Origin of the sequence: Paenarthrobacter sp. NyZ202, assembly GCF_049860755.1 — a bacterium.
GTDB lineage: Bacteria > Actinomycetota > Actinomycetes > Actinomycetales > Micrococcaceae > Arthrobacter.
The window spans coordinates 2,221,518-2,246,031 of the sequence record NZ_CP187556.1 but is presented as its reverse complement, the minus strand read 5'-3'; the positions used below and the strand labels follow the sequence as shown (position 1 = coordinate 2,246,031).

The following is a 24,514-nucleotide window of genomic DNA, read 5'->3' as shown; positions in this document are numbered from 1 at the left end:
ATGGATTCCGCCCTGAAACCGCGACTGAAGCGGCGCAGCACGTTCGAGTACGTGGCCTGGGCAGTTTCGATCCTCGTGGGCGCCGGCATGCTCTACTCCGTAGCCACCAACCCGAACTTCAAATGGGGAACGGTAGCGAAGTATTTCACGGCGGAATCCATCCTGCGCGGACTGATGCTTACGATCTTCCTTACGGTGGCCAGCATGGCCCTCGGTACCCTGCTGGGACTGCTCCTTGCCATCATGAGGGCATCAAGCATCAAACCCATCGCCATCGCCGCGGGCGCCTACATCACACTGTTCCGTGGAACGCCTGTGCTGGTGCAGCTCATCTTCTGGTTCAACATCTCTGCCCTTTACCCGAATCTGTCAATCGGTATCCCCTTTACTGACATCGGCACCGCCATTGATACGAACGCCTTGATGGGTCCGATCACCGCAGCGCTGGTGGGTCTGACCCTGAATGAAGCCGCCTACATGGCAGAAATCATCCGTGGCGGATTCTCCGCCGTGGGCAAGGGACAGATCGAAGCCGCAGACTCCTTGGGGATGAGCGGTGCCATGAAGATGCGCAAGGTCATCATCCCCCAGGCAATGCCCTCCATCATCCCCGCCACCGGCAACCAGGTGATCGGCATGTTCAAGGAAACCTCCCTGGTCTCCGTCCTGGGCGTGGCCGAACTGCTCCAGAGCGCCCAGCTGATCTACGCCCGCACCTACGAGACCATTCCGCTGCTGATTGTGGCCAGCCTCTGGTACCTCGTCATGACCCTGGTGTTGAGCTACCCGCAGTCCAAGCTCGAACAGAAGTACTCACACACCTCCGTCCGGATCCCCCGCAAATCCAAAAAAGTCACTTTGACCGCACCGGAAGGAATCGCACGATGAGCACCGCCGGTACCATCCAAGCCAGCCGCATCCGAAAGTCATTCGGACCCAAAACGGTTCTCAAAGACGTGGACCTCGAGGTCGCCAGCGGTGAGATCTGCTGCATTATCGGCCCTTCGGGCTCGGGCAAGTCCACTCTCCTGCGCTGCATCAACGGCCTTGAAACTGTCGATTCCGGCGTCCTGAAGGTCAATGGTGAAGACTTCGGGTACTACGAAACCGATCACGCCTACCACGCACTGCCACCAAAGAAGCTGGCACAGCAGCGCACGCGAGTAGGCATGGTCTTCCAACAGTTCAACCTCTTCCCCAACATGACCGCCGCTGAAAATGTCATGTCCGGGCCTGTGCTGGTCAAGCGGGCGGACAAGAAGGAATCGGCCAAACGCGCACAGGAACTGCTCACCAGCGTTGGACTCGGTCAGTTCGGGGACCGCTACCCGGCAGAGCTTTCCGGTGGCCAGCAGCAACGCGTCGCCATCGCACGGTCACTTGCAATGGACCCCGACATCATCCTGTTCGATGAACCCACCTCGGCGCTGGACCCTGAAAAGGTAGGGGAAGTCCTCAGCGTCATGCAGGATCTGGCCAAGAAGGGCATGACCATGGTGGTGGTCACCCACGAGATGGGCTTCGCCCGCGAAGTCTCCGATTCCCTCATCTTCATGGACGACGGCATCGTGGTTGAACGAGGCGACGCCCGCGAGATCCTCAGCAACCCCAAAGAAGCCCGCACCCAAGCTTTCCTGAAGCAGGTCCTCTAACCATGACAGATGGAAAACTCGCCGTCATCGGTCTCGGCAGCATCGGGAGTATGGCCCTCTGGCAGGCCTCCCGCCTCACGGACTCCGTTACCGGATTCGAAGCGCAACATCCCGCCCATGGACGCAGCGCCGTGGGTGGTGATACGCGCCTGTTCCGCATGATCTACAAGGGGCATCCGGGCTACTACCCCATCATGCAGCGCTCCAAGGAACTCTGGGCTGAACTCGAGGCTGAAACCGGCCAGGACATCCTCATCCGCTGCGGAGGGCTCTCCATCGGAGCGGCCAACGGGGGCTACCTCGCCAGCGTCCTCGAAACCACCGGGATTACGGGAGCAGAGCATCATCTGCTGTCCCACCGGGAATTGGCCGAACGCTACCCCCAGCACAACCTGCGGCCCGACGACGTCGCGGTCTTCGACCCGAATTCCGGCGCCCTGCGAACCGATCGGGCCGTCACCGCAGCCATTGCCGCGGCCCAGGCCAATGGCGCAACGGTCCGCACCAATACGGCAATTGACAGCATCACCGAAACAGAGAACGGCGTCGCCATCACCGCCGGTGAAGAGTCGTGGACATTTGAGCAGGTTATTGTCGCCTCGGGGGGTTGGTCCCGGCAGCTGCTGCCGGCGTACGCAAAGGAACACGTCGAACCACGACGGGTCTTCCTTTCGTGGTTCGTTGCCCGGGAGCCCAAGGAGTTCGCGCCCGAACGCTTCCCTGTTTTCAGCCGCATCTATGAAGACCGCTCCATGTATGGGGCGCCGGCCGTGGATGGGGCCACCGTCAAGGCCACCCTTGACGGGCGCGGCAGGCCGGCCCTGGATCCCGCCGCCATAAACCGCGAACTGTCCGTGGAAGAAATCGCCGAAACCATGGAAACCGTGGCCGAGTTCTTCCCCGGCCTGGTACCCACAGTCGTTCGCTCGGATGCCTTCCCGGAACTGTTCACCAGTGACCGGAATCCGCTTCTGGGATACGTGGGAGACACCGGCAGGGTCTATGCCGCTACAGGCTTCTCCGGGGCAGGATTCAAAATGGCCTCCGGCTACGGCGAAATAGCTGCGACCGAGGCACTCGGCAAGCAGATCTTCAACGGGTTGGAGTTCCTCCGGCCCCAGCGCTTCAACCCCCGCTGAACAAACCCCGCCAAGCAATAGGCTGTGACCTGCATCGCCTATTGTTGACAATCTACAGTTACTAAGAAAGTATGACGACATGGCAACTCTCAGCCCCATCCTGAAGCAGGCGACACCCGTAGTGGTCGACCATGCGGCGGGCAGCTGGATCCACGCTACTGATGGCAAGAAGTACCTCGATTTCACCACCGGAATTGGTGTCACCAGCACCGGTCACTGCCACCCCGATGTGGTCGCCGCAGCCCGCGAACAGGTCGGTAAAATTGTGCACGCCCAGTACACCACCGTGATGCACAAGCCCCTGCTGGAGCTCACGGAACTCCTTGGCGACGTCCTGCCCCAAGGACTGGACAGCGTCTTCTACGCCACCTCCGGTTCCGAAGCCGTGGAAGCCTCCATCCGCCTGGCGCGCATGGGTACGGGCCGACCGAACATCATTTCCTTCCAGGGTGGCTTCCACGGCCGGACTGTTGCTGCGGCGTCACTGACCACGGCAGGAACCAAGTTCCGCTCCGGATTCTCTCCCCTTATGAGTGGCGTCCACGTAGCACCATTCCCCCACTGGTACCGCTACGGCTGGGACGAGGCCACCGCCGTCGACTTCGCGCTGAAGGAACTGGACCACCTGCTGATGACCATCAGCAACCCCAGCGACACCGCAGGCTTCATCATTGAACCGGTACTTGGCGACGGCGGTTACATCCCCACACCGCCGGCCTTCCTGCAGGGCCTCCGGGAAAGGGCAGACCGTCACGGCATCGTGCTGATCATTGACGAGGTCCAGGCCGGCGTCGGGCGCACAGGCAAGTTCTGGGGACACGACTGGGCCGACATTCGCCCCGACGTCGTCATTACGGCCAAGGGCCTGGCAAGCGGCTTCCCTATTTCGGCCATTGCCGCGACATCCGAACTCATGGGCAAGGCCTGGCCTGGATCCCAAGGTGGCACCTACGGAGGAAACGCAGTCGCAGCTGCAGCCGGGGTGGCAACCCTGGGCGTCATTCGGCGCGAGAACCTCGTGGAGAACGCCCTGCTCCGAGGTAACGAGTTGCGGGCAGGGCTGGACAAGCTGCAGACCGAGTTCGCCGTCATCGGCAACGTCCGAGGGCGCGGCCTGATGCAGGGCATCGAGTTCACAGCACCTGACAATATTCCCGACGCAGTAACCGCACTTGCCGTGCAGCAGGCGGCCATCACCGAGGAACTCCTGCTTCTCACCTGCGGTCCCCACGGCAATGTCATCCGGGTGATTCCGGCGCTCAACGTCACCGCCGACGAAATCCAGACCGGTCTCGCCAGGTTCACCCAGGCACTCAAAACGGCCACTTCCTGACCACCTGCTCACCGAAAGAAACGGCATGAATCCTTCCTTTGATCCCAGCAACTTGCGGACAGACTTGTTCATTGACGGGGCCTGGCACAAGGCCACGTCCGGGGCCACGTTTGCTGTGGAGAACCCTGCCACCAACGAGGTCATTGCGCACGTCGCCGACGGAGGCCCTGAAGACGCCGTCCGTGCTATTGAAGCGGCCGGACGCGCGCAGGAAGGTTGGGCCAGGTCCACGCCGCGCGAGCGGGCTGACATCCTGCGCCGGGCCTTCGAACTGGTCACCGCAAACACCGACAAGCTCGCGGCGATCATGACCGCTGAAATGGGCAAACCCCTGGCCGAAGCCCGCGGCGAGGTGGCCTACGGCGCCGACATGCTGCGGTGGTTCTCCGAGGAAGCAGTACGCGTCGGCGGCGACGCTACCGGTTCGGTGGACGGCAACACCCGGATCCTGGTCACGAAAGAACCCGTTGGCCCTTCGGTCCTGGTCACGCCCTGGAACTTCCCGCTGGCGATGGGGGCCCGCAAGATCGCCCCGGCGGTCGCGGCCGGCTGCACCATGGTCTTCAAACCGGCAGAACTGACGCCCCTGACTTCCCTGGCCCTGGTGGAACTCTTCAAGGAGGCCGGATTGCCCGACGGCGTACTCAACGTGGTCACTACCTCGTCCGCTTCCGCTGTGGTCAGGACGTGGACGGACAGCGGAATTGCCCGGAAGATCAGCTTCACGGGCTCCACTGAAGTGGGTAAGGTACTGCTGCGGCAGGCGGCAGATAATGTGATGCGGTCCTCCATGGAACTGGGTGGAAACGCACCCTTCATTGTCCTGGCCGATGCTGACATCGAGAAGGCTGTGGACGGGGCCATGAAAGCCAAGATGCGGAACATGGGCGAGGCGTGCACCGCCGCGAACCGGTTCTTCGTCCACCGCTCCGTCCTGACCGAGTTCAGTGAAAAGTTTGCCAAGAAGATCTCTGAACTTCGCGTCGGAAACGGGGCACAGCAAGGCACAGACGTGGGACCGCTCATCGAACAGAAGGGGTTGGACAAAGTCCAAAGCCTCGTCGATGACGCAGTATCCAAGGGCGCACGCGTACTTACCGGCGGCGCCCGCCCGGAGGGACCAGGCTACTTCTACTCCCCCACGGTTTTGGTGGACGTACCTGCCAACGCTGAGTTGATGAGCACCGAAATCTTCGGCCCCGTTGCTGCGATCTCCGCTTTCGACAGCGAAGAGGAAGTCCTGCAGAAGGCCAACGACACCGAATGGGGCCTGGTGGGCTACGTCTTCACCGAAAGCATGGACAAAGCCTTGAAGTTCTCCACCGGTCTGGAAGTGGGCATGGTGGGAATCAACACCGGCCTTGTTTCCAACCCTGCAGCACCCTTCGGCGGAGTCAAGCAGTCCGGCCTCGGACGCGAAGGTGGAAAGGTGGGCATCGATGAATTCCTGGAGTACAAGTACACGGCCATAGCGGTCTAGTAAATTCAGTGTGTCAACGTAAGAGATAAGGGGATGTCATGGCGGCACCGGAGACGATGTTCGTATTGGAGGGCCGGCCTACTGCACAGTTGATCGCCGATCAATTAAGGGAGCTCATAGTCCAGGGAGCGTTCAGCCCGGGACAACAGGTCAATGAATCTGCGCTGGCCAGCCAGCTCAGCACCTCCCGGGGCCCTCTTCGGGAGGCTTTGCAGCGGTTGTGCCAGGAAGGAATTCTGGTCAGCAAACGGAACCGCGGGGTGTTCGTTGCCGAACTTTCCGAAGACGACATCCGCGAAATCTATGCGGTGAGGGAAGCTGTTGAGCTGGCTGCCGCCACTACGCTCCTGGACTCGGGACAAGACAAAATTTCCGACACCTGCCGTGTGCTTAAAGGAATCATCAAGAACATGGCAAAGCAGGTTGCCGCTTCCGACTGGCAGGCGCTGGCCCGGCTGGACATGGAATTCCACACTGCCTTTGTCTCCGGCACGGGGAACACGCGGCTCATCAGGATCTATCAGACCCTGGCAGCGGAGACGAGGATGTGCATCCTCAGCCTTGAGGTTGCCTACCCCCGGATAGACGCGCTCGTCCAGGAGCACCAGCTGATACTTGACCATTTGGAGGCCGCGGATCGCCAGGGCCTGCAAAAGGCCATCAAACGGCACATGCAGAAAGCTGTAGAGGACCTCACCTCAAAGCCCGAGATCACGGAAATTACCGCTTAACAACTCCCACCGCGGAACACTGAGGTGTCAGCATCCAAACTGAGCCTTGAAAAGGGCCTCTGCCTGGTATTGACCGGGCAGGGGCCCTTTCTCGTCAGGTCCTTGGCGTTCAACTCTAGAACTGTAGAACTGTTGACAATAATGAGCCTCCACGCTTGAATTGATCAGGACGAGAGCTGCATCACAATCAGCCGTCCAAAGCGGGCTTCACCTCCCATGCCCCGACGACGCGGCTTGGGGCGCACTTGAGAAACCCACCTCACGCAGCACGGGAAGCACCTTGAGAAACCACCTCGGGCGGCACCGCCCCTGGTCCCACGAAGGGAAGCAATATGAAGGTCATCACTGGATTCCAAACGGCGGCTGCCGGACTGGCTGTCCTGCTCGCATTGACCGCTTGTGGCGGCACGGCTACCGGCTCCCAGGCCGCAGACATCCCCAAAACACAGAACACCCGCGACATCTCAGAAGGCGTCCAGCCCGATGAAGCTGCCGTGGCGCTACTACCCCAGTCGATGAAGGACAAAGGTGAACTCACTGTCGCCATGGATTTGAGTTCCCCGCCGATGACATTCCTTGCCGAAGACAACAGCACCCCGATCGGCGTGAACCCCGACCTGGCCCGTTTGGTAGCCAAGAAGCTGGGGCTGAAACTGAGGTTCGAAAACACAGCCTTCGACACCATCATCCCCGGCATTGATGGTGGTCGGTACGACTTCACGGCAACCACAATGTCCGCCACCGAGGAACGCCTCAAAGTCCTGGACATGATCAACTACCTCAAAGGCGGGTCGGCCATTGCTGTACCCAAAGGCAACCCGCAGAACCTGAGCAACGGCGCCCTCTGCGGCAAGAGCATCGGCGTAACCAAGGGCTCCACGCAGCAGCTCAAGCACCTCCCCAACGTCTCCAAGTGGACTTGCGAAGAGAAGGGCAAACCTGCCATCAACCCAGTCACACTGCCCAATGTCCAGGAAGCCTTGACCCAGCTCGACTCCAAGCGCATTGACGGTGTTTTCTATGACGCCAGCGGGCTGGCTTGGGCACAGGTCCAGCAACCCGAGCACTTTGTCGTTCTTGAGCCCAGGATGGACACACGCACAGACACGAACGTCGCCATGGGGTTGAAGAAGGGCTCACCGTTGACGCCGGCCTTCCAGAGGGCCATACAGTCCATGTTGGAGTCGCCTCAATACAAGGAATCCCTTGAGTATTGGGGGCTCGGCGACTCTGCCATCACTGAGGCAGCAATTCGCTGATCCGACAAAACCTCTCGAATGGTCTACAGTCCTACAGTTGAAACCACTGTACGATGTAGCAATGATCGAGCAGATAAAAATTGTCCACTCATCCACGGTGCAACAGGTCGCAGACGGCCTCACCGCGATGATTCTCAGCGGAGGGCTTAAGCCCGGTGAACGCTTGAGGGAGAGTCTGCTGGCCGAGAAACTGGGCCTTTCCAGAAATACTGTCCGCGAGGCCGTCCGCATTGTCCAAGCGGGCGGCCTCATTCGGCATCGCGCCAACCTGGGTTCAATCGTGTGGGATCCCACTGACGCCGAGATCATGGACGTCTACAACGCGAGGTACCACCTCGAGACCACTGCAGCCCGGAGTATTACCGAAGCCACATCGATGGATGAGGTACATGCGGCCATGGAAGAATTCCGCGGGGCGTTGAAAACGGAAGACCCTTTCAAGATCGTTGAGAAGGATCTTGCGGTCCACAGCGCGATCGTGGGACTTCTCGGCAGCCAAAAGTTGAACATCTTCTATCAGCAACTGGTGACCGAGCTGAGGTACTTCATGTTCGTGCTCTCGGTTGAAAACCACGAATACGAGGATCCCGATTCCCTGGAAGCCGAACACCAGAACATCGTTGACGCCCTGGACTCCCGCAACCCCATTCTGGCAGAGAAGGTTCTCTCGGACACGATCATCCAGTACCGGGAATCCATACGTCAGGTGGTTGCCCAACGGCACTCCACCAGTTAGACAGCACAATGCCCGGACGGGGAACACCCCCGTCCGGGCATTTTTGGGTTCGCAGGGTACGGATTACCTGGCCGACACCATCAGAGTCCGAGGTGCTTGTTGACCTCATCCAGGGACTTGACGGTGTTGTAGTCGTAACCTCCGGTAATGGGATCGTAGCCACGGTCCAGCACCCAAAGATTGCGGAAGCCCATGTCATGCATGGGGTGCATGTCATAGCGCGTGTGTGATGCGATGTGGAGGAAGTCCTCCGGCTTGGCATTCAGGGTGTCGAGCATGTACTCGAAGGCCTGGTAGCGCGGCTTGTAGGCCTGTGCCTGCTCCGCGGTCAGCACTGCGTGGAATTCGGCGCCGAGCTTGGGGATGCTGATGTCCAGGAAGCTGTCATCTGCGTTGGAGAGAGCCACCAGCTTGTAGTTGTCGCCCATCAGCTTCAGCGGTGCCGGCACGTCATCGTGGGCACCAAAGCCGCGAACCGCATCGGCCAACTCTGCACCGGCACCGGGGGTGGGCCCGATGCCGAAAAACCTGCAAACCCTGTCGAAGGAATCCTGCAGGATCTGCTCGTAAGGCTTGTAGTCACCAAGGACTTCATCAAACCGGTAGCCACGGAACACCTTCTTGAACGCAGGCCACTGCTCCTCGGGCAGGCGGCCGGCCAGAAGGCGGCGTGTGGTGCTGTCCGTGTCCCAGTTGATGAGTGTGCCGTAGATATCGAAAGAGATGTACTTAGGCCGGGAATTGCTGTCTGCCATGAGACTTCCGTTCTTGATAGGGAGGGGGCTACTGACTCGCAGGGCCTCTCGAGGAAACTGCAGGCGTTAGGGCTACGTGGTTCGTGTTCCCCCACGCCGTTGATTTGATACTAGGGATCAGAACTGCAAATTGTCAACAGTTCTACAGTTGACCTATCGGCAGAAATTGGCCTAATCTTTGTAAAACTGTTGAACAGCAGGACACTTTTTCTTGCTCAGTCCTCCAAGTCTCAGGAGCCAAGTACATGGAAACAAGCGCAGACTCCGCCTTCTTTGATGCCGTGGCATTCGAGAGCGGACTCTTGACAGCGATGCCCCAACTCGCAGAGCCGATCGTCCTGGACTTGCTCCACAGGCACTACGGGCTGAAGGGCAGTCTGATACGCATTCCCACCGAGAAGGATGAAACTTTTCGCTTTCAGGATGACGACGACACCTATTTGATCAAGGTGTCATCGGCGGACGAAAACCCGGACATAGTCCAGTTCCAGACCGCCTGCATGGCGCACTTGGAAAAGGTCGCCCCGCAACTTCCGGTTCAGCGCATCGTGCCCGACTGCAACGGGGGCCTGCAAGTGCTCCTCGAGACCACCGATGGCTCCTTTGATCGCGTACTGAGGGTAATGCGATTCATGCCCGGAGACCTGCTGGCGAACCACGCCGCTACTGTTGGCCAATTGCACTTGCTAGGTTCGCGGCTTGCCGATCTGGGCTTCGCACTCCAGGACTTTGACCACCCCCGTGCTGACCGGCTGCTCCTCTGGGACCTCAAGCATTTCCATAGGATGCGCCCCCTGCTTGAGTACGTCGAGGACGAACCGAAACGCGCCCTTGCCGAGCGAATTTTCAATCAATTCGACACAAGGGTCGTACCATTCCTGGACAGCTTCGCCACGCAGGTTATCCACGGAGATTTCAGCCCCTTCAATGTTCTCGTCGACCCGCTGCATCCCGGATACGTGACGGGCATCATCGACTTCGGGGACGCTGTGCGCACCCCTGTGATCTTTGATGTCAGCGTCACCATGGCAAATCTTCTTGGGACGGATGCTGACAGTCCGTGGGATCAGGCGCTGCATCTCTTGAACGGTTTCCTCAGGGTCCGCCCGCTTTCGACGCGGGAATTGGACGCCCTTCTTGTCGCCGCCCAAGCACGACTCCTTCTGCGTGCCCTGATCACCCAGTGGCGGGCGAACCAGCTACCCCAACGACGCGAGTACCTTCTCTCCCATTCAAAATCGGACTGGGACCGCCTCTTTTCCACTGCCGCTGCCCCAGCGCCCACACTCAGCACCAAGCCCTGAACCCCAACACCACGTTCATTCAAGGAGACACCATGAGCACCGCCGCAAAAGCCATTCGTCAACCATCGCAATCCATGGTCAATGGCTTCGATCCCGCCCGGCTCAATGAACTTCCCGAACCGTTGCAGAAGAACATTCGACGCCGCGACCGCAGCCTGGGTCCCGGCTACCGGCTCTTCTACGACGAACCACTGGAGATCGTGCGCGGAAAAGGCGTGACTTTGTTCGACAGGGACGGCAATGAGTACCTCGACGTTTACAACAACGTCCCGTCCGTCGGCCACTCCCACCCCCGTGTCATCGAAGCCGTGCACCAGCAGATGCAGACCTTGAACACCAATACCCGCTACATCCAGGAGCCCATCCTCGAGTACTCCGAACAGCTCCTCTCTACGTTCCCTGCCGAACTTGGCCATGTCATGTTCACCTGCACGGGATCCGAAGCCAACGATTTGGCCATGCGGGTGGCAAAATATGTGACCGGCAACCAGGGCATCATCGTCACCGCCGGCGCGTACCACGGGCTCACCGCGGAGGTGTCGTCATTTTCACCATCATTGGGTGTCGGCGTTCCCCTGGGTCCAAACGTCCGGGTCATTGATGCGCCGGACGCCCTGCGCTACTCCTCCGACACAGTCTCCCTGGAGGATCACCTGCGCGAGCAGGTCCGCAGTGCCATTGCGGACCTCCACCGGCATGGCATTGGTGTAGCAGCTTTCATCGCAGACAGCATCTTCTCTTCGGACGGCGTTTACGCCGGCCCGACCGGCTTCCTCCGTCCGATAGTGGAGGAAATCCACGCGGCGGGCGGGTTGTACATCGCCGACGAAGTGCAGCCGGGTTTTGGCCGCACCGGTGAGGAATGGTGGGGCTTCCAACGCCACGGAATCATCCCGGACATCGTCACCATCGGCAAGCCGATGGGTAACGGCATCCCGGTAGCGGCTGCGATTTTCAAGCCCGAACTCCTCGTGGACTTTGGCAAGAACATCCGCTACTTCAATACGTTCGGTGGGAACTCAGTAGCCATCGCCGCGGCTCAGGCAGTCCTGGACGTCATTCGCGAGGAAGCACTCCTCCCGAACGCCCTTGAGGTCGGCAACAAGATCGTCTCTGAACTAAAGGCATTCTCCCAGGACGTGGAACAAGTCGCGGAAGTCCGCGGAAGCGGTCTCTTCATCGGAGTTGATCTTGTCACCGACCGGTCCACGCTCTCCCCCAACGGGAGTGCAGCAACGGAAATTGTGAATTCCCTGCGACGGGATCGGATCCTCATCTCCGCGTGCGGCGCCCAGGGGAACGTCCTGAAACTCCGCCCGCCGATGCCGTTCTCCAGCAATGACGCCGATCGGCTCCTGGAAGGTATGGAGAAGGCTTTCACGACTTTGAGGTAGGCCTCCGCCACTGATGATCCCCTCCAGCGCCAGAACCCACGGATACAGACACAACGGCCCGGCTCCTTTGCGGAGCCGGGCCGTTGTGTTTGGCGCAGTCAGGCGGGAAGATCCGCCACAACCCACATCTTGCGAAGAGTCTCGTGGATGGTCCAAGTACCGGTCCATCCAGCCGGCGTCACAAACAGCGACCCCGGACCCACGTCGAAACTCGTGCCGTCTTCCTCGGTGATGGTGGCCGTGCCACTCAGAATCTGGCAAATCTCGTCATAGCCAGGCCGGGTGCTGGTTGATACACCTGGAGTGGCCTCCCAGATTCCTGTTTTGAGGCCTTCGCGAGCCCAAAGCCGCAGCGAGACTTCGGTCTGTCCGGGCGTAATCGAGGTGGGCTTGGGAGTGTGTTCTCCCGGGTTGACGGTGTTTGCGTTGCTCATGACGGTGGCCTTGACCATGCCGCTCCTTCCGGGCGCTTTGCCCTGATAAACCGTGCCCGCCGTCGTTGGAAAGGCACTATCCCATCCTAGCAATTGTCAACAATTGACGATAGCCTTGAGTATGGCTTTTTTCGATTCTCCCAGCGCCCGAAGCCGGCGAACCGCGCTTTGGACCTCGCTGGAACCGGGCGACAACGTACTGCTCCGCATGCACGGCTTTGTTCATCTTCGAGGCACTGTGGATGACCGCACCGAGGACGGATCCACTATTTGGGTTGTGGACCGGCTTGGGGATCGGCGCTTGTTCCACATTGATGATGATTTTGAGCTTGACCTGGCCCCCGCGCCAGGTCCCTTCCGGCCCTAGCGGAGGGATCCGCGCAGGAGTAGCGTCTGGATGAGATACCGCACCCCACCGCGGACATCTCCCTGATGTTTGCGGCACTCCCCGGGAGGTAAGACCAATGGCGGGATGGAACGCTGACACTGCAGCGGGACCGCTTGGGCCGGGAACCGTCACCTTGGTGGAAGGTACGTCTTTCTGCATCTCCTTGCCCAATGGCGACATCCAGGCTGATCATCCGCACGGCCTCTTCTTTCAGGACACCCGCGTGCTCTCCGAATGGCGTCTCACCGTCAATGGGCAGCGACTTGAGCCGCTCACAGCGCAGGCCCCGGAGCCTCACCGGGCGGTGTTCGCTGCCCGGGTTACCCGCGCAGAAGGATACGCCGACAGTCCCCTCGTGGTAGAGCGCATCCGCGAGCTCGGTTTTGGCATCGCGGAGCACATCACGGTGCACAACCACTCGACCGAGCCTGTGGAATGCCGGGTGATGGTGGAGGCCTCCGCCGACTTCGCTGATGTCTTTGAAGTCAAAGAAGCGCGCGTTCAGAGGCAGTGGTCCGGGAGCCGGCATGTTCATGCCACAGGACTCAGCATCAGCGCCGAGTGGCAGCAAGTCCGGAAGTCCGTCGTCGTGAGCTCAGACGCCGCCACGGCGGCGCCCGAAGGCTTGCACGCCACCGTGACTATTCCGCCAAGAGGGTGTTGGAGCGCCACCTTGGAGGTAAGGCCGGAGGACAGCAACAGGCCCGGGGAACCTCGCCCGGACCAGGGCGGTCTGTCCCCCAGCGACCGGCGCAGGCAGGAATGGGTAGCGAGAATCCCCATCCTTCGCATGGGAAACCACGGCATCGAGCGGACGCTTCGGCGCAGCTATGACGATTTGGGTGCCCTGCGCATTGAAGACCCGGCCCACCCGGAACGGGTGGTGGTGGCCGCAGGCGCGCCGTGGTTCATGACCCTCTTCGGCAGGGACTCATTGTGGGCTTCGGAGATGGCGATGCCGGTTGACCCCTCCCTGGCACTGGGCACGCTCAAGACATTGGCGGGCCGCCAAGGAACCCGGGTCGATCCCGTGACGGAGGAAGAACCCGGGAAGATTCTCCATGAAGTCAGACTGGATGTTTCCAGCAACCTCGCGCTTGGCGGAAAGTCCACGTATTACGGGAGCGTCGATGCAACTCCATTGTTCGTCGTGGTGCTGGGATCTGTCAGCCGTTGGGGATTCGCCAAGGAGACCATTGCCGAGCTCCTGCCGCACGCCGACCGGGCCCTCGAATGGATCCGTGATTACGGGGACAGGGACGGAGACGGTTTTGTGGAGTACCAGCGCCTGAATCCGGAGGGGTTGATCAACCAGGGATGGAAGGATTCATGGGACGGGATCAACTTCGCGGACGGAACCCCGGCCGAACCGCCCATCGCGCTTTGTGAAGTTCAGGCTTATGTCTACGACGCGTATATGGCGCGGGCCTGGATGGCGTACGACGCCGGCGACGCACCTTTGGCTTCGGACCTCGCCCGGCGCGCCGCTGACCTGAAAGCCAGGTTCAACGAGCAGTTCTGGATGCCCGACCGCGGCTATTACGCCATTGCACTGGATGGCAAGAAGCGTCAGGTGGATGCATGTGCATTCAACATGGGCCACTGCCTTTGGGTGGGTTTGGTGGACGACGACAAGGCACCAAAAGTCGTCGAACGGCTGATGTCGCCCGAGATGTTCAGCGGCTGGGGCGTTCGGACCCTGGCGACGGACATGGGTGCCTACAATCCCGCCAGCTACCACAACGGCTCGGTATGGCCCCACGACAACGCCGTCATCGCTGCAGGGTTAATGCGATATGGCTTCATCGACGAGGCACAGCGCATCGCTACTTCCCTGTTTGAGGCAGCCGACTATTCAGGCGGACGCCTACCTGAACTTTTCTGCGGCTTCAGCCGGGACAAGTACGGCGAACCGGTTCCCTACCCGACCGCCTGCTCGCCGCAGGCCTGGGCTGCAACCACCCCCATCCAACTGATCACCAGTCTCATGCGCTACGACGCGCATGTCTCGCGCGGCGGATTCTGGATGGATCCGCACCTCCCACCTTCCTTCGGCGATCTGCACATCACCAACGCCCCTCTGGCCGGGGGACGAATGACGATCGACATCACCGAGTCCGTTCCCGAAGTACGGGGGCTGCCCGAAGGCATGATGTTCCACCAAGGACACCGCCCGTGGCTGGCTGAGCTGGTGGAGCAGGCAGGTCGCATGAACAACGGGACGGCCGGAATCCTTAGAGCGCGGAAATGACGGCACCAGCAGTGCCTCCACTGGGCGCACCGGAGCGAAGAATCCACAGAACGGGCGCTCCGCCGCGGGCAGGCATTACCTCGCCCTTGGCGATCAACCGGGTGCCCAAAGGATCCCCTGCTATCGACCACCAACCCGACACGGGGCAATAATGCCCCGTGCGTGAGGTCTCCGCACGTACAACATGCGTCCCCGCCGCAGGCCTTTTCTTCATGACTTACCCTTCTTCTCCGGACTCAGGGAGCCCTGCTTACTGATGTCAGTTCAGCATAGCAATTGTCAACAATTGACGATAGACATGAAAGGAAAGAAGAAGCACGACGGCGGGTTCCCGGCACGTGCAGGCCGGGAACCCGCCGTCGTGCAAACGGCGCTAGTGCCCCTTGAACGCCTCAGCCAGCCACCAGGAACCGCCGTCCGAGGCAATCCGCGCATCGATGACCAGCGGCACATCCCGCGATCCGGCCAACCAGGCCTCCACCGCTCCAAGGTCTGCCACATTCTTCACCGTCACTGCAGCGGCTCCGTAGCCCCGTGCAATGGCGGCGATATCGGTGGCGGGAAAGCGGACGATCTCCAGTTCCTCGTCGCTGACGTCGAAGTGGTGCACCTCCGCGCCGTAGCTGGAATCGTTGTACACGATTGCGACGAGCGGGATCCGTTCACGCACCAGCGTTTCGAGCTCAGCAATTGACATAAGGAATCCACCGTCGCCGGCACCAAGGACCGGAAGCCGGTCCGGCCTGGCTTTGGCGGCACCGATGGCCGTGTACAAGCCCAGGCCAATCGACTGGAATGCCTGCGTGAAGCAAAAACCGAACTCATCCGGAACGGAAAGATAGGCGCTGGGGTACCCCATGAAGTTTCCCGAGTCGATGGAAACAATACGTTCCGCGGGCAAAATGCGGTCGAGTTCGCGGCTCAGCACCCTCGGATCGATGGCTTGGGCGGTGGAAAGATCCTCAGTTTGCTCACTGTTCCAGCGGGCATGCTTTGCGATCTCGGCTGCGAATTCTGGCGTGCGGAGTCCAGTCGCCCCGTGCCCCCATTCCTGCAGGAGCGCCTGAACGGCTTTGGCGGTTTCAGCACTGTCACCGAGGACCCCAAGGTCGATCGGCCGGTTCGCCCCCAGGGCTGCGTCCTCCACATCCACCTGGACCACCTTGGCGTCGGCGCCGATCAAAGATCCATGGCGCATGGTCCACATGTTCAGCGCGCAGCCCCAACCGACGATCAAATCTGCCTCGGAGATCGTTTTGGCCGTGAAGGGGGACGAAAAGCCTCCGGAGATTCCGAGGCTGAACGGATCACCTTGGAACAGCCCGTGCGCGACGGCGGAGGTCGCCACCAAGGCGCCCGCCGTCCCGGCCAAGGCGGCAATCTCCGCTCCGGCGCCCCTGCCGCCGCGGCCTGCAACAAAAACCGGCCGTTCGGCGTTGCGGATGAGATCGGCCAACGCTGCCACGGCCGCCGGCGCGGGAGCAAACCTCTGGGAAGCGGCAAGTGACGCGGGTGGAACTGCACTGCCGGCGACCGGCGCGGCCTGGATGTCGGTGGGCAATGAAAGCACCACGGTCCGGCGCTCGTTGACGGCCTTGCGGTACGCCCGCACGGTATCGGCGACGGCACTTGCGGACGAATGGATTCGTTCAGCCACCGCCCCTACGCTGCGGGCCAGCGCATCCTGGTCAATCTTGAAGTTTGACCCAACAGCGGCGGCGGCCGTATCCGCTGTCACCACGATCATGGGCGTCCGGCTTTTGGCGGCTTCGCCGATTCCCGTGATGGCATTGGTCAGCCCACAGCCCTGGTGTGTGGACACAACCCCTACCGTGCCCGACATCCGGCCAAAGGCGTCGGCCATGGTCGCAGCTCCTCCCTCATGGCGGGCGGCGGTATAGGGAACGCCCGCTTTGCGGAGCGCATTGGTCACGGCGAAGTTCCCACTGCCGACCACCCCGAATACGTGTCCTACGCCAAGGCGCGCGAGGGTGAATCCCACAAGTTCACTGACGTTGCGGGGCTCCAGTGCGGAGAGGTCCCCCGCCGGCTGGCCGGAGGCCGTAAGCCTGTTGGTGGTCACGGTCATGGGTTTTCTCCTTCTAACAGGCTGGGAAAGGCAGGGACGCACGGACGCCGTGCGTCTGTGCCGTTGCTGAATGATATTGACTTCTTTTTGCGATCGTCAATGGGTCGAGATATTAAGACGGCGGGCGGCCTTGCCAGGAGTCGACAAGATCCTGTTTGATCTCAGCCCCTACTTCCTGCAGCTTTTGGGCCAGCAGTTGGGCACTGAGGGCGATGGGCCGGTCCGCATGGAACATCAGTCCTACCTGTTGTGCCAGCCCTGGCAGCCGGAGGTCCAGCATCCGCAGGCCCTCCTCGGCTGCGGCCATGGACTCCGGCATCAGGGCGAGGAAACCCGCTTCCGCCACCAGCGTCCGCAGGGTGGCCGGTGTGGATGATTCCACTCGCTGGTAGGGAGTATCGAGCCCGGCATTCCGGAAGTTCTCCTCCAACTCGTCCCTCAAGGGCGTATTGGCAAGTGGCAGGACCCAGGGGTAGCCCACCAGGTCCTGCAAGGCAGGGTCCTGCAGCGCATGCGCCGGATGGGAGGGTGCAGCCACCACCCGGAAGTCCTCCCGATAGAGGGGCACAAGCCGCAGCCGCGAAGTACTGGGGTGGTCAGTCACACGACCCACCAACAGGTCCAGGTCCCCGTTGCCGATTTCCTGGATGAGGGTCTCGGGCGGTGCTTCCCGCAACCGGACCTCCACCTTCGGCCTTTCCACGGTGAACCGGGCTATGGCCCGGGGAATCAGGAGGTTCGCCCCGGTGACATGTGCCCCTATCCGCACCAGGCCGACATTGGGATCGGTGAGTTCATCCACCCTGCGGCGAAGCGTCTCAAGGTGGCCCACCACGGCTTGCGCATGGTCAAGGTAGGCCAGACCGGCGGGCGTCGGCACCATCCGCCGCCCGGTCCGCTCGAACAAGGCAGCCCCAATAGCCCGCTCAGCTTCCCCGAGTGCGCGGCTGAGTGCCGGCTGGGTGAGGAACAGCTCTTCGGCGGCCCGCACCAGGCTGCCGTGTTCGGCGATGGCAAGCACGATCACCAGATGGCGCAACTTCACGTGTGTGGTCAACAGCCCCCGAAGGTCCATCCACTCATCCTAGGTGCGGGCTCCCGCTGCGGTCTTGTGGCGCGGAAGGGCGACATCGCGGTCCCAGTCGGCGGCTTCCCGACCTGCTGCTTTGAGGACGTGTTTACGTACCTTGCCATTCTCTGTTTGCGGAAGCTCCTGCATTACCCGCACGAAGCGGGGTATCGCAAAGGACGCCAGACGCGGACGGCAAAACTCGGTCAGCTCGGCAAAATCCAGCGGCGAGCGCAGGGTAAGGGCCGCCATCACTTCATCTTCACCCAACTCCGAATCCACGGCGTAGACGGCTGCTTCCTGAACGGCTGGATGTTGGCGCAGGACGTGCTCCACTTCCATGGAGGAGATATTCTCGCCGCGGCGGCGGATGACGTCCTTGATCCGGTCCACGAACCGCACCCATCCGTCATCGTCGATCACTACCCGGTCCCCGCTGTGGAACCAGAGGTCCTGCCATGCGTTGGTGGTGGCGTCGGGCATCGCATGATAGCCCGTCGCTACAGCATGGGGCTGGTCGCTCCTGATGAGCAGTTCCCCCGCCACGCCAGGCGGAACCGGAACTCCGTCCGTGTCGACCACCCGGATTGTGAAACCCGGGCGGACCTTGCCCATGTACCCCGCACGCCACTGGTCTGGTGTCGATCCAATGACGGAGTTTGTCTCGGTCGACCCATAACCATCCAGGAGCTGGACACCAAACCTGGTGTTGAAGGGCTCCACGAGCCGGGCGGGGGTGGCCGGGGACAGCGCCAAGCGGATCCTGTGACCACGGTCCCCGGGCGAGGGCTCCTTGCCTGCAAGAATTCCCACCATGGCACCCAGGAGATAGGTGACCGTCGCCCCGGCGGAGGCTGCATCCATCCAGAACCGGGAGGCTGAAAAGCGCGGACCAAGGACGTACTCCCCGCCACATTCAACGGCTTGCATGAAGGCGTTCAGGGCGTTGGTGTGGAACAGCGGCAAGCACGTATAGAGGACGTCGTCCGGGCGCAAGCCAAGTTGGTCAGTCATGTTGGCCGCCCACCAATAGAACTGCCCCTGCGGGCACAGGACGCCCTTGGAAACCCCCGTAGTTCCAGAGGTGTAGAGAATGGCGGCGGTAGCCGCTGGAGCGGCATCCACCGGCTCCACGGGCTTCCCCGGCGCGGGAAGGGGTTGCACCTTGAAGGAGGCCCCGCGATCGATGCCGGGGCCATCAATGACCCAAGCCGTTTCCAAGGCTTCCGGAGCAACGGCAGCCAGGTGCGGCAGATACCCGGACTCCGTCACTACCAACCGGGCTTGCGAATTCTCCAGCACGTGCCGCAACTGTTCCCCTCGGCTTGCTGTGTTGACCGGAACGGCGACGGCACCGATCCAGGCGCATCCGAGGATCAGGTCAAGGAGTTCCGGCCTGTTGGAGGACATCAGCGCCACCGCCTGCCCCCGCTCGATGCCCGCATCGACCAGCATGCCGGCGGCTTCGGCGACAGCCTGCACCATCGTCTGGCTGTCGCGGGCCACGTCGCCGCATCGGAAAAGGGGGGCGTCCGGGGCATTCCGGGCCCGTTCCAGGAGCATCTCCGGGATGGTCAGCGGACGTTGCCGCCGCGTGGACATGGTGAAGGTCATCGGTGTTCCTCGTTAGCGTCAATGGTTGGTGGAATATACGCGTGGACGCCCGGTGTGGCATCACTGCTGTTGGTGAGCGGCACGGTCTGTCCAGGTGATGCGCCGGAACCGGTGAGTCGGGCAATCAGCCGCGGGCCGCCGTCGGGACTTACTGTGGCAATCACGACGCCGTTGGACAGTGTGGTGGTTGTCTCCACCGTTGCTTTGGCTACTGCGACGTCGGAGAAGCTGTCGCCCCCGCATTCGGGACAGAACAACCGGTTCGGGAAGAGGCGGGCGGCACAACTGAGGCATTCCTGGATCACGGCGCTCACAGGGCACGCTCCAGGACGGTCATGGTGGCGCAGGCGCCGTGGCGGTACAGAACCATGCCGTAACCGCTGACCACCGCGTGGCGTGCTTGGACCTGACGGCGGCCTGCGGTGCCTCTGAGTTGCCTTGCCGCCTCCACGAGCCCGTGCATCCCGCCTGAAGCTCCGGCCTGCCCGGCAGAGAGCTGGCCACCGGAGGTATTGAGCGGGAGTTCGCGGGTAGCGATGCGGCGCTTGATGAAAGTGGAGGGGTCTTCATCCGCAGGAAGCACTCCGAGATCGGCCAATTGGGCGACTACCATCGCGGGGTAATCGTCGTAGGCACTGACAAGGTCCACGTCCTCCGGCCCGATCCCCGACTCTTCCCAGCCCAGGGCAGCAATGCCCCGAAGTCCGGTGGACAGCCCGTCACCGGCCTGTTGATCGGAGTTGTAGGAAGCGCGCGCAGAGATGACTTTTGCGCGGGGCGTGCCGCCACCTGGATCGGCAACGAGGACCACTGCGTCGGCTCCCGTCACGGGCGGCACACAGTCGTAGCGTCCCAGCGGCTCAGCGACGAGCGGTGCGTTGAGGTAGTCGTCCATGGAGAGGACGCCCCTGTAAACGGCGCCCGGGTTGAGTCCGGCCCACTCGCGCTGGGCCACGGCGATGCGGCCATAGTCTTCCCGGGTGAGCCCCAGGGCCTCCATCTGCCGTGTGGTGAGCATGGCGAACAGGGCATTCGGACCGCTCATGGGCAGCGGCGACAAATGGTCCCGCGTCGCGCTGTTGTAGTTGGCAACCAGTTTGGAGAACGCCGGCCCGTCCATGAGGTCGCCGGCAGCGAGGACAATGACCCTGGCATCCCCTGCTTGGATCGCACGCACTGCGTGCTGGAGCAGTCCACCGGCGCTCGCGCCGCCGTTCGTATCCTGCATCAGCCAGGTCAGCCTGAGGCCCATCCTCCATGCCAGATCGACGGCGTGATCAGGACCGAGCGTGAAGCTGGCAACGCCAAAACCGTCAACGTCCGCCGGGGTGAGGCCCGCTTCCGCCAGGGCTTCCCGGACTGCGTTTGCGATGACCCGGGACGTCGTCGTCCCTGGTTGCGGATGGCGGGTATAGGTGGATTGACCCGTTCCGATGATGGAGACCGTCATATCGGTCCTTTCAAAGTGGATGGAAAGCCGAAGCCGGCTGCCTCTAGGAGACGCGCTCGGGCGTCGTACGGTCACTGTGGTTCCGGCCGACGGTTCCCCGCCGCGGCCCGCAGGCCAGGACCGCAACAAGGGTTACCGCCACCAGCCCGATGACATACAGGGAAACCGGGACGGACGAGCCGAAGTTCAGCAACAGCGCCGTTGCGATCAGGGGCGCGAGTCCGCCGGCGAAGACGGCTGCGACTTCATGCGCGATCGCCATCCCCGAGTAGCGGACTTCGGCGGAGAACAGTTCATGGAAGAACGCCGGCTGGGTACCAATCATGGCGCCATGGCAGACACCGTTGGCAAGGAGGAAGGCAAGGATCACCACAGCAGGAGTGTTGGCGTCGATCATGGCGAAGAACGGGAATGCCATCAGCCCCATCCCCACGGCGCCCATGGCGTACACGACGCGGCGTCCAATGAGGTCGGAGAGGTAGCCGAAGAAAATGTACGTTCCGAAGGAAGCCAGCATTGACACCGCAACGGCCAGCAGCAGGAGTCCCTTGTCCACTCCCACATGAACGCCGTAGACGATGGAGAAGGACAGGAAAATGTAGGACCCGCCGTTCTCGGCGACGCGTAGGCCCATGGCAATGAGGATCTCGCGGGGATGGGCACGCAAGGCCTGGATGGCTGCCAGCTTGTGCTGCGGATGGCTTTGGCGGGCTTCATTGAACTCCTGGGACTCCGGCAGTTTGAAGCGGATGTACGCACCAACGCCAAGCAGCAGGACACTGACCAGGAACGGCAGGCGCCAGCCCCACGCCAGGAACTCCGGTTCCGGCATCAGTTGGACCAGGAAGAAGGCCAGGGAGGACAAGACGAACCCCAAAGAGATCCCGCCTTGGCTGAAGGCCGAGAGCATGCCGCGCCGTGAGTCGTTGGAATTCTCACTGATCAACAGGACACCACCGCCCCATTCACCGCCTGCTGCTATGCCCTGCATGATCCGCAGGAGGATCAGGAGCGCCGGAGCGAGCAGCCCTACCTGGGCGTACGTGGGAAGCAGACCCATGAGCGCGGTGCTGACGCCCATGATCGACAAGGTCAGGACAAGGGAACGCCTGCGTCCGAGCCGGTCACCTATATGGCCAAAGATGACGCCACCCAGTGGCCGGGCGGCAAACCCCACGGCGAAGCCGGCGAACGCTGCCATGGTGCCCACCAGCGGGTCGGTGTCCGCCGGGAAGAACAGCCGCCCGAACACCACGGCCGACGCCGTGGCATACAGGAAAAAGTCGTACCACTCGAGTGCGTTCCCCACCAGGGAGGCAACAACGTAGCGGTGGACCCTGGGGCGCAATCCCTGGGGAGGGACGTGAAGATCGGACATTGTCTGCTCCTTGATGGCTGAAAACTGAAAGGGGTCCCGGGAAGGACCTGTGGCCGCGGACCGGACTGCTGTAAAAAGCGACGGTGCATTTCACGGTTGGCCGCCCGCTGTGATGCGGATTACGTCTTGTTCCTTCAGTCTCCCCCGCCTGGTCCAACGCCGTCGAATGCCTATACCGGCAGGGCCTATGCAGGTTCCGGTAAGGCAGTCATTTCTTCGGCGGAGACCGTTCCAGAGCGTGCGGCGCAGTGCTAACGTCGCGTCCATTGGTTTCGGCGCAGTTTCTCCGGGCACCAACCGGGCCACCCACTGCACCACCTATTTGGAGGAACTTCCATGAAATCCAGCAATGCCAGCACCACAGCTACGGGCGCCGCGGCCCGGTTCATCGATGACCTCGGCGCGGGCCGCATCTCGGTCATCGACCTCACGACCCCTCTGTCCGCAGATACCCCGACCCTGGAACTGCCCTCCCCTTTTGCCAACCTCATTGACTTCTCCCTGGAGGAAGTGTCCGCCTACAACGAGCCGGGCCCGTATTGGAAGCACCACAACATCCATACCGGTGAGCACATCGGTACGCACTTGGATGCACCCATCCACTGGGCAACAGGACGGGAAGGCAAAGATGTGTCCAGGATCGAACCGGCCCGGCTGGTGGGTCCTGCCGCGGTATTGGACATCACTGCTGAAGCCGGGGACGACAGCGATTTCCTGGTGGACATCAATCACCTTCACGCCTGGGAAGCCGAACACGGCGCACTGCCCCATGGGGGCTGGCTCCTGATCCGCAGCGGCTGGGAACACCGCTCGGGCACGCGGCAGGAATTCCTGAACAACGACGCCCAGGGACTGCCCCACTCCCCCGGGCTGACCGGCGAATGTGCCCGATGGATTGCTGAAGAGACCGGCCTTTCCGGAATCGGGGTGGAGACCGTGGGCATTGACGCCGGCATCGCTGCGGGACAGCAGCCCCCGTTTCCCGCCCACCATTTCCTGCTGGGCAACGACAAGTACGGCATCACGTCCCTGCGGAACCTGGGAAAGCTTCCGCCCGTGGGCGCCGCTTTGATCGTGGCACCGTTACCGATTGTCGGCGGCACGGGAAGTCCCGCCCGCGTATTCGCAGTGCTTGACGATCCTGCCCAGTAGCATGGGTCCCACCAACGGAAGGGGCCCCATGCTGATCTGTGCAACCTGTGCCGTGGAGCGGGACGAACCTCTGCCGGATCTTTGTCCGATCTGCACGGATGAGCGCCAGTACGTTCCAGAGGATGGACAGCGGTGGCTCACCCTGGACGGGTTATCCGGCGAAGGCCACAAAGTCACCATGGCAGAGAACGAGCCCGGGCTGTTCGGCCTCAGTACCGGGCCCAAAGTGGGGATCGGGCAAACCGCCCAACTGGTGGTAACGCCGGCCGGGTCGCTGCTCTGGGATCCGGTGGGGTTCGTTGACGATGCCGCCGTGGAAGCTGTTCTTGCGCAGGGGCCCGTGCTGGCGATCGCTGCCAGCCATCCCCACATGTTCGGTGTGCAGGTGGAGTGGTCACACCGCCTGGGGAACGTCCCCGTCCTCGTCTCCGAGGCAGACCGGCAGTGGTTGGGACGGCACGATCCTGCCATCCAGACCTGGTCCGGCAGCAAGACCATCACCGAAGGGCTCACCCTGCACCAAACCGGTGGCCACTTTCCCGGCAGCGCCGTGGCGCACTGGGCAGCCGGCGCAGAAGGCGAAGGGGTGCTGCTGACCGGCGACAGCGTGTTTCCGAACCCGGACCGCACTTCTGTTGCGTTCATGCGCAGCTATCCCAACCGTTTGCCGCTGTCCGGTGCCGTGGCGCTGCGGGTCGCAGCCCAGCTTGGTACGTTGCAGTCAACCGCATCTACGGCAACTTCAATAATGTCATCGCTGACAGAGCCAGGGACGTGCTGCAGGCCTCTGCTGAACGGCACGCCGCATGGTGCCGTGGAGACTTTGACCACTTGACGTAAGTCCCGGGACCTTTGGGGCCGGCCGAAACCGGAGGTCTTATCCAGCCCCAAGCTGACGGAAGGGTA

General features: G+C 61.9%; 20 protein-coding genes and 1 pseudogene. 13 read left to right on the top strand and 8 right to left on the bottom strand.

What is annotated here, in order from left to right; genetic code table 11:
- The 8 genes from ACPFL9_RS10400 to ACPFL9_RS10365 all read left to right on the top strand — a co-directional run bounded on the left by ACPFL9_RS10400 (position 1) and on the right by ACPFL9_RS10365 (position 8,330).
- The gene (locus ACPFL9_RS10400; RefSeq protein WP_426007451.1) at positions 1-888 is read left to right on the top strand and encodes an amino acid ABC transporter permease; all 888 of its coding nucleotides are present in this window, start codon (positions 1-3) and stop codon (positions 886-888) included.
- The gene (locus ACPFL9_RS10395) at positions 885-1,652 is read left to right on the top strand and encodes an amino acid ABC transporter ATP-binding protein (RefSeq protein ID WP_426007450.1); all 768 of its coding nucleotides are present in this window, start codon (positions 885-887) and stop codon (positions 1,650-1,652) included. Before ACPFL9_RS10400 ends, ACPFL9_RS10395 begins: the two co-directional genes overlap by 4 nt.
- A gap of 2 nt (positions 1,653-1,654) precedes the next feature.
- Complete coding sequence (gene solA / locus ACPFL9_RS10390; protein WP_426007449.1) at positions 1,655-2,791, top strand: N-methyl-L-tryptophan oxidase; 1,137 nt, start codon at positions 1,655-1,657, stop codon at positions 2,789-2,791.
- Positions 2,792-2,870: 79 nt separating this feature from the next.
- Entirely contained in the window at positions 2,871-4,124 is a 1,254-nt protein-coding gene (locus tag ACPFL9_RS10385) for an aspartate aminotransferase family protein (protein WP_426007448.1), read from the top strand.
- A 25-nt stretch (positions 4,125-4,149) separates the two neighbouring features.
- Complete coding sequence (locus tag ACPFL9_RS10380; RefSeq protein ID WP_426007446.1) at positions 4,150-5,604, top strand: NAD-dependent succinate-semialdehyde dehydrogenase; 1,455 nt, start codon at positions 4,150-4,152, stop codon at positions 5,602-5,604.
- 38 nt (positions 5,605-5,642) lie between these two features.
- A complete protein-coding gene (locus tag ACPFL9_RS10375; protein ID WP_426007445.1) occupies positions 5,643-6,335 on the top strand; it encodes a GntR family transcriptional regulator in 693 nt (230 codons plus the stop codon).
- A 332-nt stretch (positions 6,336-6,667) separates the two neighbouring features.
- Complete coding sequence (locus ACPFL9_RS10370; protein WP_426007444.1) at positions 6,668-7,594, top strand: ABC transporter substrate-binding protein; 927 nt, start codon at positions 6,668-6,670, stop codon at positions 7,592-7,594.
- A 61-nt stretch (positions 7,595-7,655) separates the two neighbouring features.
- Positions 7,656-8,330, top strand: a complete 675-nt coding sequence (locus ACPFL9_RS10365) for a GntR family transcriptional regulator (protein ID WP_426007443.1) — start codon at positions 7,656-7,658, stop codon at positions 8,328-8,330.
- Between the two features lie 80 nt (positions 8,331-8,410).
- On the opposite strand, the gene ACPFL9_RS10360 is transcribed toward ACPFL9_RS10365, so the two are convergent.
- Positions 8,411-9,085: a haloacid dehalogenase type II gene (locus ACPFL9_RS10360; protein ID WP_426007442.1), complete on the bottom strand. Its 675-nt coding sequence runs from the start codon at positions 9,083-9,085 to the stop codon at positions 8,411-8,413.
- A gap of 245 nt (positions 9,086-9,330) precedes the next feature.
- Between ACPFL9_RS10360 and ACPFL9_RS10355 the strand changes: the two genes are divergently transcribed.
- Complete coding sequence (locus ACPFL9_RS10355; protein WP_426007441.1) at positions 9,331-10,389, top strand: phosphotransferase; 1,059 nt, start codon at positions 9,331-9,333, stop codon at positions 10,387-10,389.
- A 32-nt stretch (positions 10,390-10,421) separates the two neighbouring features.
- Positions 10,422-11,783 (top strand): aspartate aminotransferase family protein, encoded by a 1,362-nt coding sequence (locus ACPFL9_RS10350; protein WP_426007440.1) that lies wholly within the window; start codon positions 10,422-10,424, stop codon positions 11,781-11,783.
- Positions 11,784-11,881: 98 nt separating this feature from the next.
- Here ACPFL9_RS10350 and ACPFL9_RS10345 read toward each other — a convergent pair whose 3' ends face one another.
- Positions 11,882-12,235 (bottom strand): cupin domain-containing protein, encoded by a 354-nt coding sequence (locus ACPFL9_RS10345; protein ID WP_426007439.1) that lies wholly within the window; start codon positions 12,233-12,235, stop codon positions 11,882-11,884.
- Between the two features lie 446 nt (positions 12,236-12,681).
- On the opposite strand from ACPFL9_RS10345, the gene ACPFL9_RS10340 reads away from it, so the two are divergent.
- On the top strand, positions 12,682-14,856 hold the full coding sequence (locus ACPFL9_RS10340) for a glycogen debranching N-terminal domain-containing protein (RefSeq protein WP_426007438.1): 2,175 nt from the start codon (positions 12,682-12,684) through the stop codon (positions 14,854-14,856).
- A 373-nt stretch (positions 14,857-15,229) separates the two neighbouring features.
- Here the strand turns inward: ACPFL9_RS10340 and ACPFL9_RS10335 are convergent, their stop codons facing one another.
- The 6 genes from ACPFL9_RS10335 to ACPFL9_RS10310 all read right to left on the bottom strand — a co-directional run bounded on the left by ACPFL9_RS10335 (position 15,230) and on the right by ACPFL9_RS10310 (position 22,456).
- Positions 15,230-16,945 (bottom strand): thiamine pyrophosphate-binding protein, encoded by a 1,716-nt coding sequence (locus ACPFL9_RS10335; protein WP_426007436.1) that lies wholly within the window; start codon positions 16,943-16,945, stop codon positions 15,230-15,232.
- A 112-nt stretch (positions 16,946-17,057) separates the two neighbouring features.
- Positions 17,058-18,020 (bottom strand): LysR family transcriptional regulator, encoded by a 963-nt coding sequence (locus tag ACPFL9_RS10330; protein ID WP_426007434.1) that lies wholly within the window; start codon positions 18,018-18,020, stop codon positions 17,058-17,060.
- A gap of 9 nt (positions 18,021-18,029) precedes the next feature.
- Positions 18,030-19,628 carry an ATP-dependent acyl-CoA ligase gene (locus tag ACPFL9_RS10325; protein ID WP_426007433.1) on the bottom strand — a complete coding sequence of 533 codons (1,599 nt, stop codon included), beginning with the start codon at positions 19,626-19,628 and terminating at the stop codon, positions 18,030-18,032.
- Positions 19,625-19,942: a Zn-ribbon domain-containing OB-fold protein gene (locus ACPFL9_RS10320; protein ID WP_426007431.1), complete on the bottom strand. Its 318-nt coding sequence runs from the start codon at positions 19,940-19,942 to the stop codon at positions 19,625-19,627. The genes ACPFL9_RS10325 and ACPFL9_RS10320 overlap by 4 nt, the downstream gene beginning before the upstream one ends.
- Positions 19,939-21,078: a thiolase family protein gene (locus ACPFL9_RS10315; protein ID WP_426007430.1), complete on the bottom strand. Its 1,140-nt coding sequence runs from the start codon at positions 21,076-21,078 to the stop codon at positions 19,939-19,941. The genes ACPFL9_RS10320 and ACPFL9_RS10315 overlap by 4 nt, the downstream gene beginning before the upstream one ends.
- Positions 21,079-21,121: 43 nt before the next feature.
- Positions 21,122-22,456 (bottom strand): MFS transporter, encoded by a 1,335-nt coding sequence (locus tag ACPFL9_RS10310; protein WP_426007429.1) that lies wholly within the window; start codon positions 22,454-22,456, stop codon positions 21,122-21,124.
- A 336-nt stretch (positions 22,457-22,792) separates the two neighbouring features.
- Here ACPFL9_RS10310 and ACPFL9_RS10305 point away from each other — a divergent pair, with 336 nt between their 5' ends.
- Both ACPFL9_RS10305 and ACPFL9_RS10300 read left to right on the top strand, forming a co-directional pair.
- A complete protein-coding gene (locus ACPFL9_RS10305) occupies positions 22,793-23,608 on the top strand; it encodes a cyclase family protein (protein ID WP_426007428.1) in 816 nt (271 codons plus the stop codon).
- Between the two features lie 28 nt (positions 23,609-23,636).
- Positions 23,637-24,448: pseudogene (locus ACPFL9_RS10300) on the top strand (MBL fold metallo-hydrolase).
- Positions 24,449-24,514 lie beyond the last annotated feature (66 nt).

What these genes read in the sequence shown, in the direction of transcription:
- ACPFL9_RS10400 (WP_426007451.1), top strand. Translation starts at nt 1, where the DNA reads ATGGATTCCGCCCTGAAACCGCGACTGAAGCGGCGCAGCACGTTCGAG.
- ACPFL9_RS10395 (WP_426007450.1), top strand. Translation starts at nt 885, where the DNA reads ATGAGCACCGCCGGTACCATCCAAGCCAGCCGCATCCGAAAGTCATTC.
- solA (WP_426007449.1), top strand. Translation starts at nt 1,655, where the DNA reads ATGACAGATGGAAAACTCGCCGTCATCGGTCTCGGCAGCATCGGGAGT.
- ACPFL9_RS10385 (WP_426007448.1), top strand. Translation starts at nt 2,871, where the DNA reads ATGGCAACTCTCAGCCCCATCCTGAAGCAGGCGACACCCGTAGTGGTC.
- ACPFL9_RS10380 (WP_426007446.1), top strand. Translation starts at nt 4,150, where the DNA reads ATGAATCCTTCCTTTGATCCCAGCAACTTGCGGACAGACTTGTTCATT.
- ACPFL9_RS10375 (WP_426007445.1), top strand. Translation starts at nt 5,643, where the DNA reads ATGGCGGCACCGGAGACGATGTTCGTATTGGAGGGCCGGCCTACTGCA.
- ACPFL9_RS10370 (WP_426007444.1), top strand. Translation starts at nt 6,668, where the DNA reads ATGAAGGTCATCACTGGATTCCAAACGGCGGCTGCCGGACTGGCTGTC.
- ACPFL9_RS10365 (WP_426007443.1), top strand. Translation starts at nt 7,656, where the DNA reads ATGATCGAGCAGATAAAAATTGTCCACTCATCCACGGTGCAACAGGTC.
- ACPFL9_RS10360 (WP_426007442.1), bottom strand. Translation starts at nt 9,085, where the DNA reads ATGGCAGACAGCAATTCCCGGCCTAAGTACATCTCTTTCGATATCTAC.
- ACPFL9_RS10355 (WP_426007441.1), top strand. Translation starts at nt 9,331, where the DNA reads ATGGAAACAAGCGCAGACTCCGCCTTCTTTGATGCCGTGGCATTCGAG.
- ACPFL9_RS10350 (WP_426007440.1), top strand. Translation starts at nt 10,422, where the DNA reads ATGAGCACCGCCGCAAAAGCCATTCGTCAACCATCGCAATCCATGGTC.
- ACPFL9_RS10345 (WP_426007439.1), bottom strand. Translation starts at nt 12,235, where the DNA reads ATGGTCAAGGCCACCGTCATGAGCAACGCAAACACCGTCAACCCGGGA.
- ACPFL9_RS10340 (WP_426007438.1), top strand. Translation starts at nt 12,682, where the DNA reads ATGGCGGGATGGAACGCTGACACTGCAGCGGGACCGCTTGGGCCGGGA.
- ACPFL9_RS10335 (WP_426007436.1), bottom strand. Translation starts at nt 16,945, where the DNA reads ATGACCGTGACCACCAACAGGCTTACGGCCTCCGGCCAGCCGGCGGGG.
- ACPFL9_RS10330 (WP_426007434.1), bottom strand. Translation starts at nt 18,020, where the DNA reads ATGGACCTTCGGGGGCTGTTGACCACACACGTGAAGTTGCGCCATCTG.
- ACPFL9_RS10325 (WP_426007433.1), bottom strand. Translation starts at nt 19,628, where the DNA reads ATGACCTTCACCATGTCCACGCGGCGGCAACGTCCGCTGACCATCCCG.
- ACPFL9_RS10315 (WP_426007430.1), bottom strand. Translation starts at nt 21,078, where the DNA reads ATGACGGTCTCCATCATCGGAACGGGTCAATCCACCTATACCCGCCAT.
- ACPFL9_RS10310 (WP_426007429.1), bottom strand. Translation starts at nt 22,456, where the DNA reads ATGTCCGATCTTCACGTCCCTCCCCAGGGATTGCGCCCCAGGGTCCAC.
- ACPFL9_RS10305 (WP_426007428.1), top strand. Translation starts at nt 22,793, where the DNA reads ATGAAATCCAGCAATGCCAGCACCACAGCTACGGGCGCCGCGGCCCGG.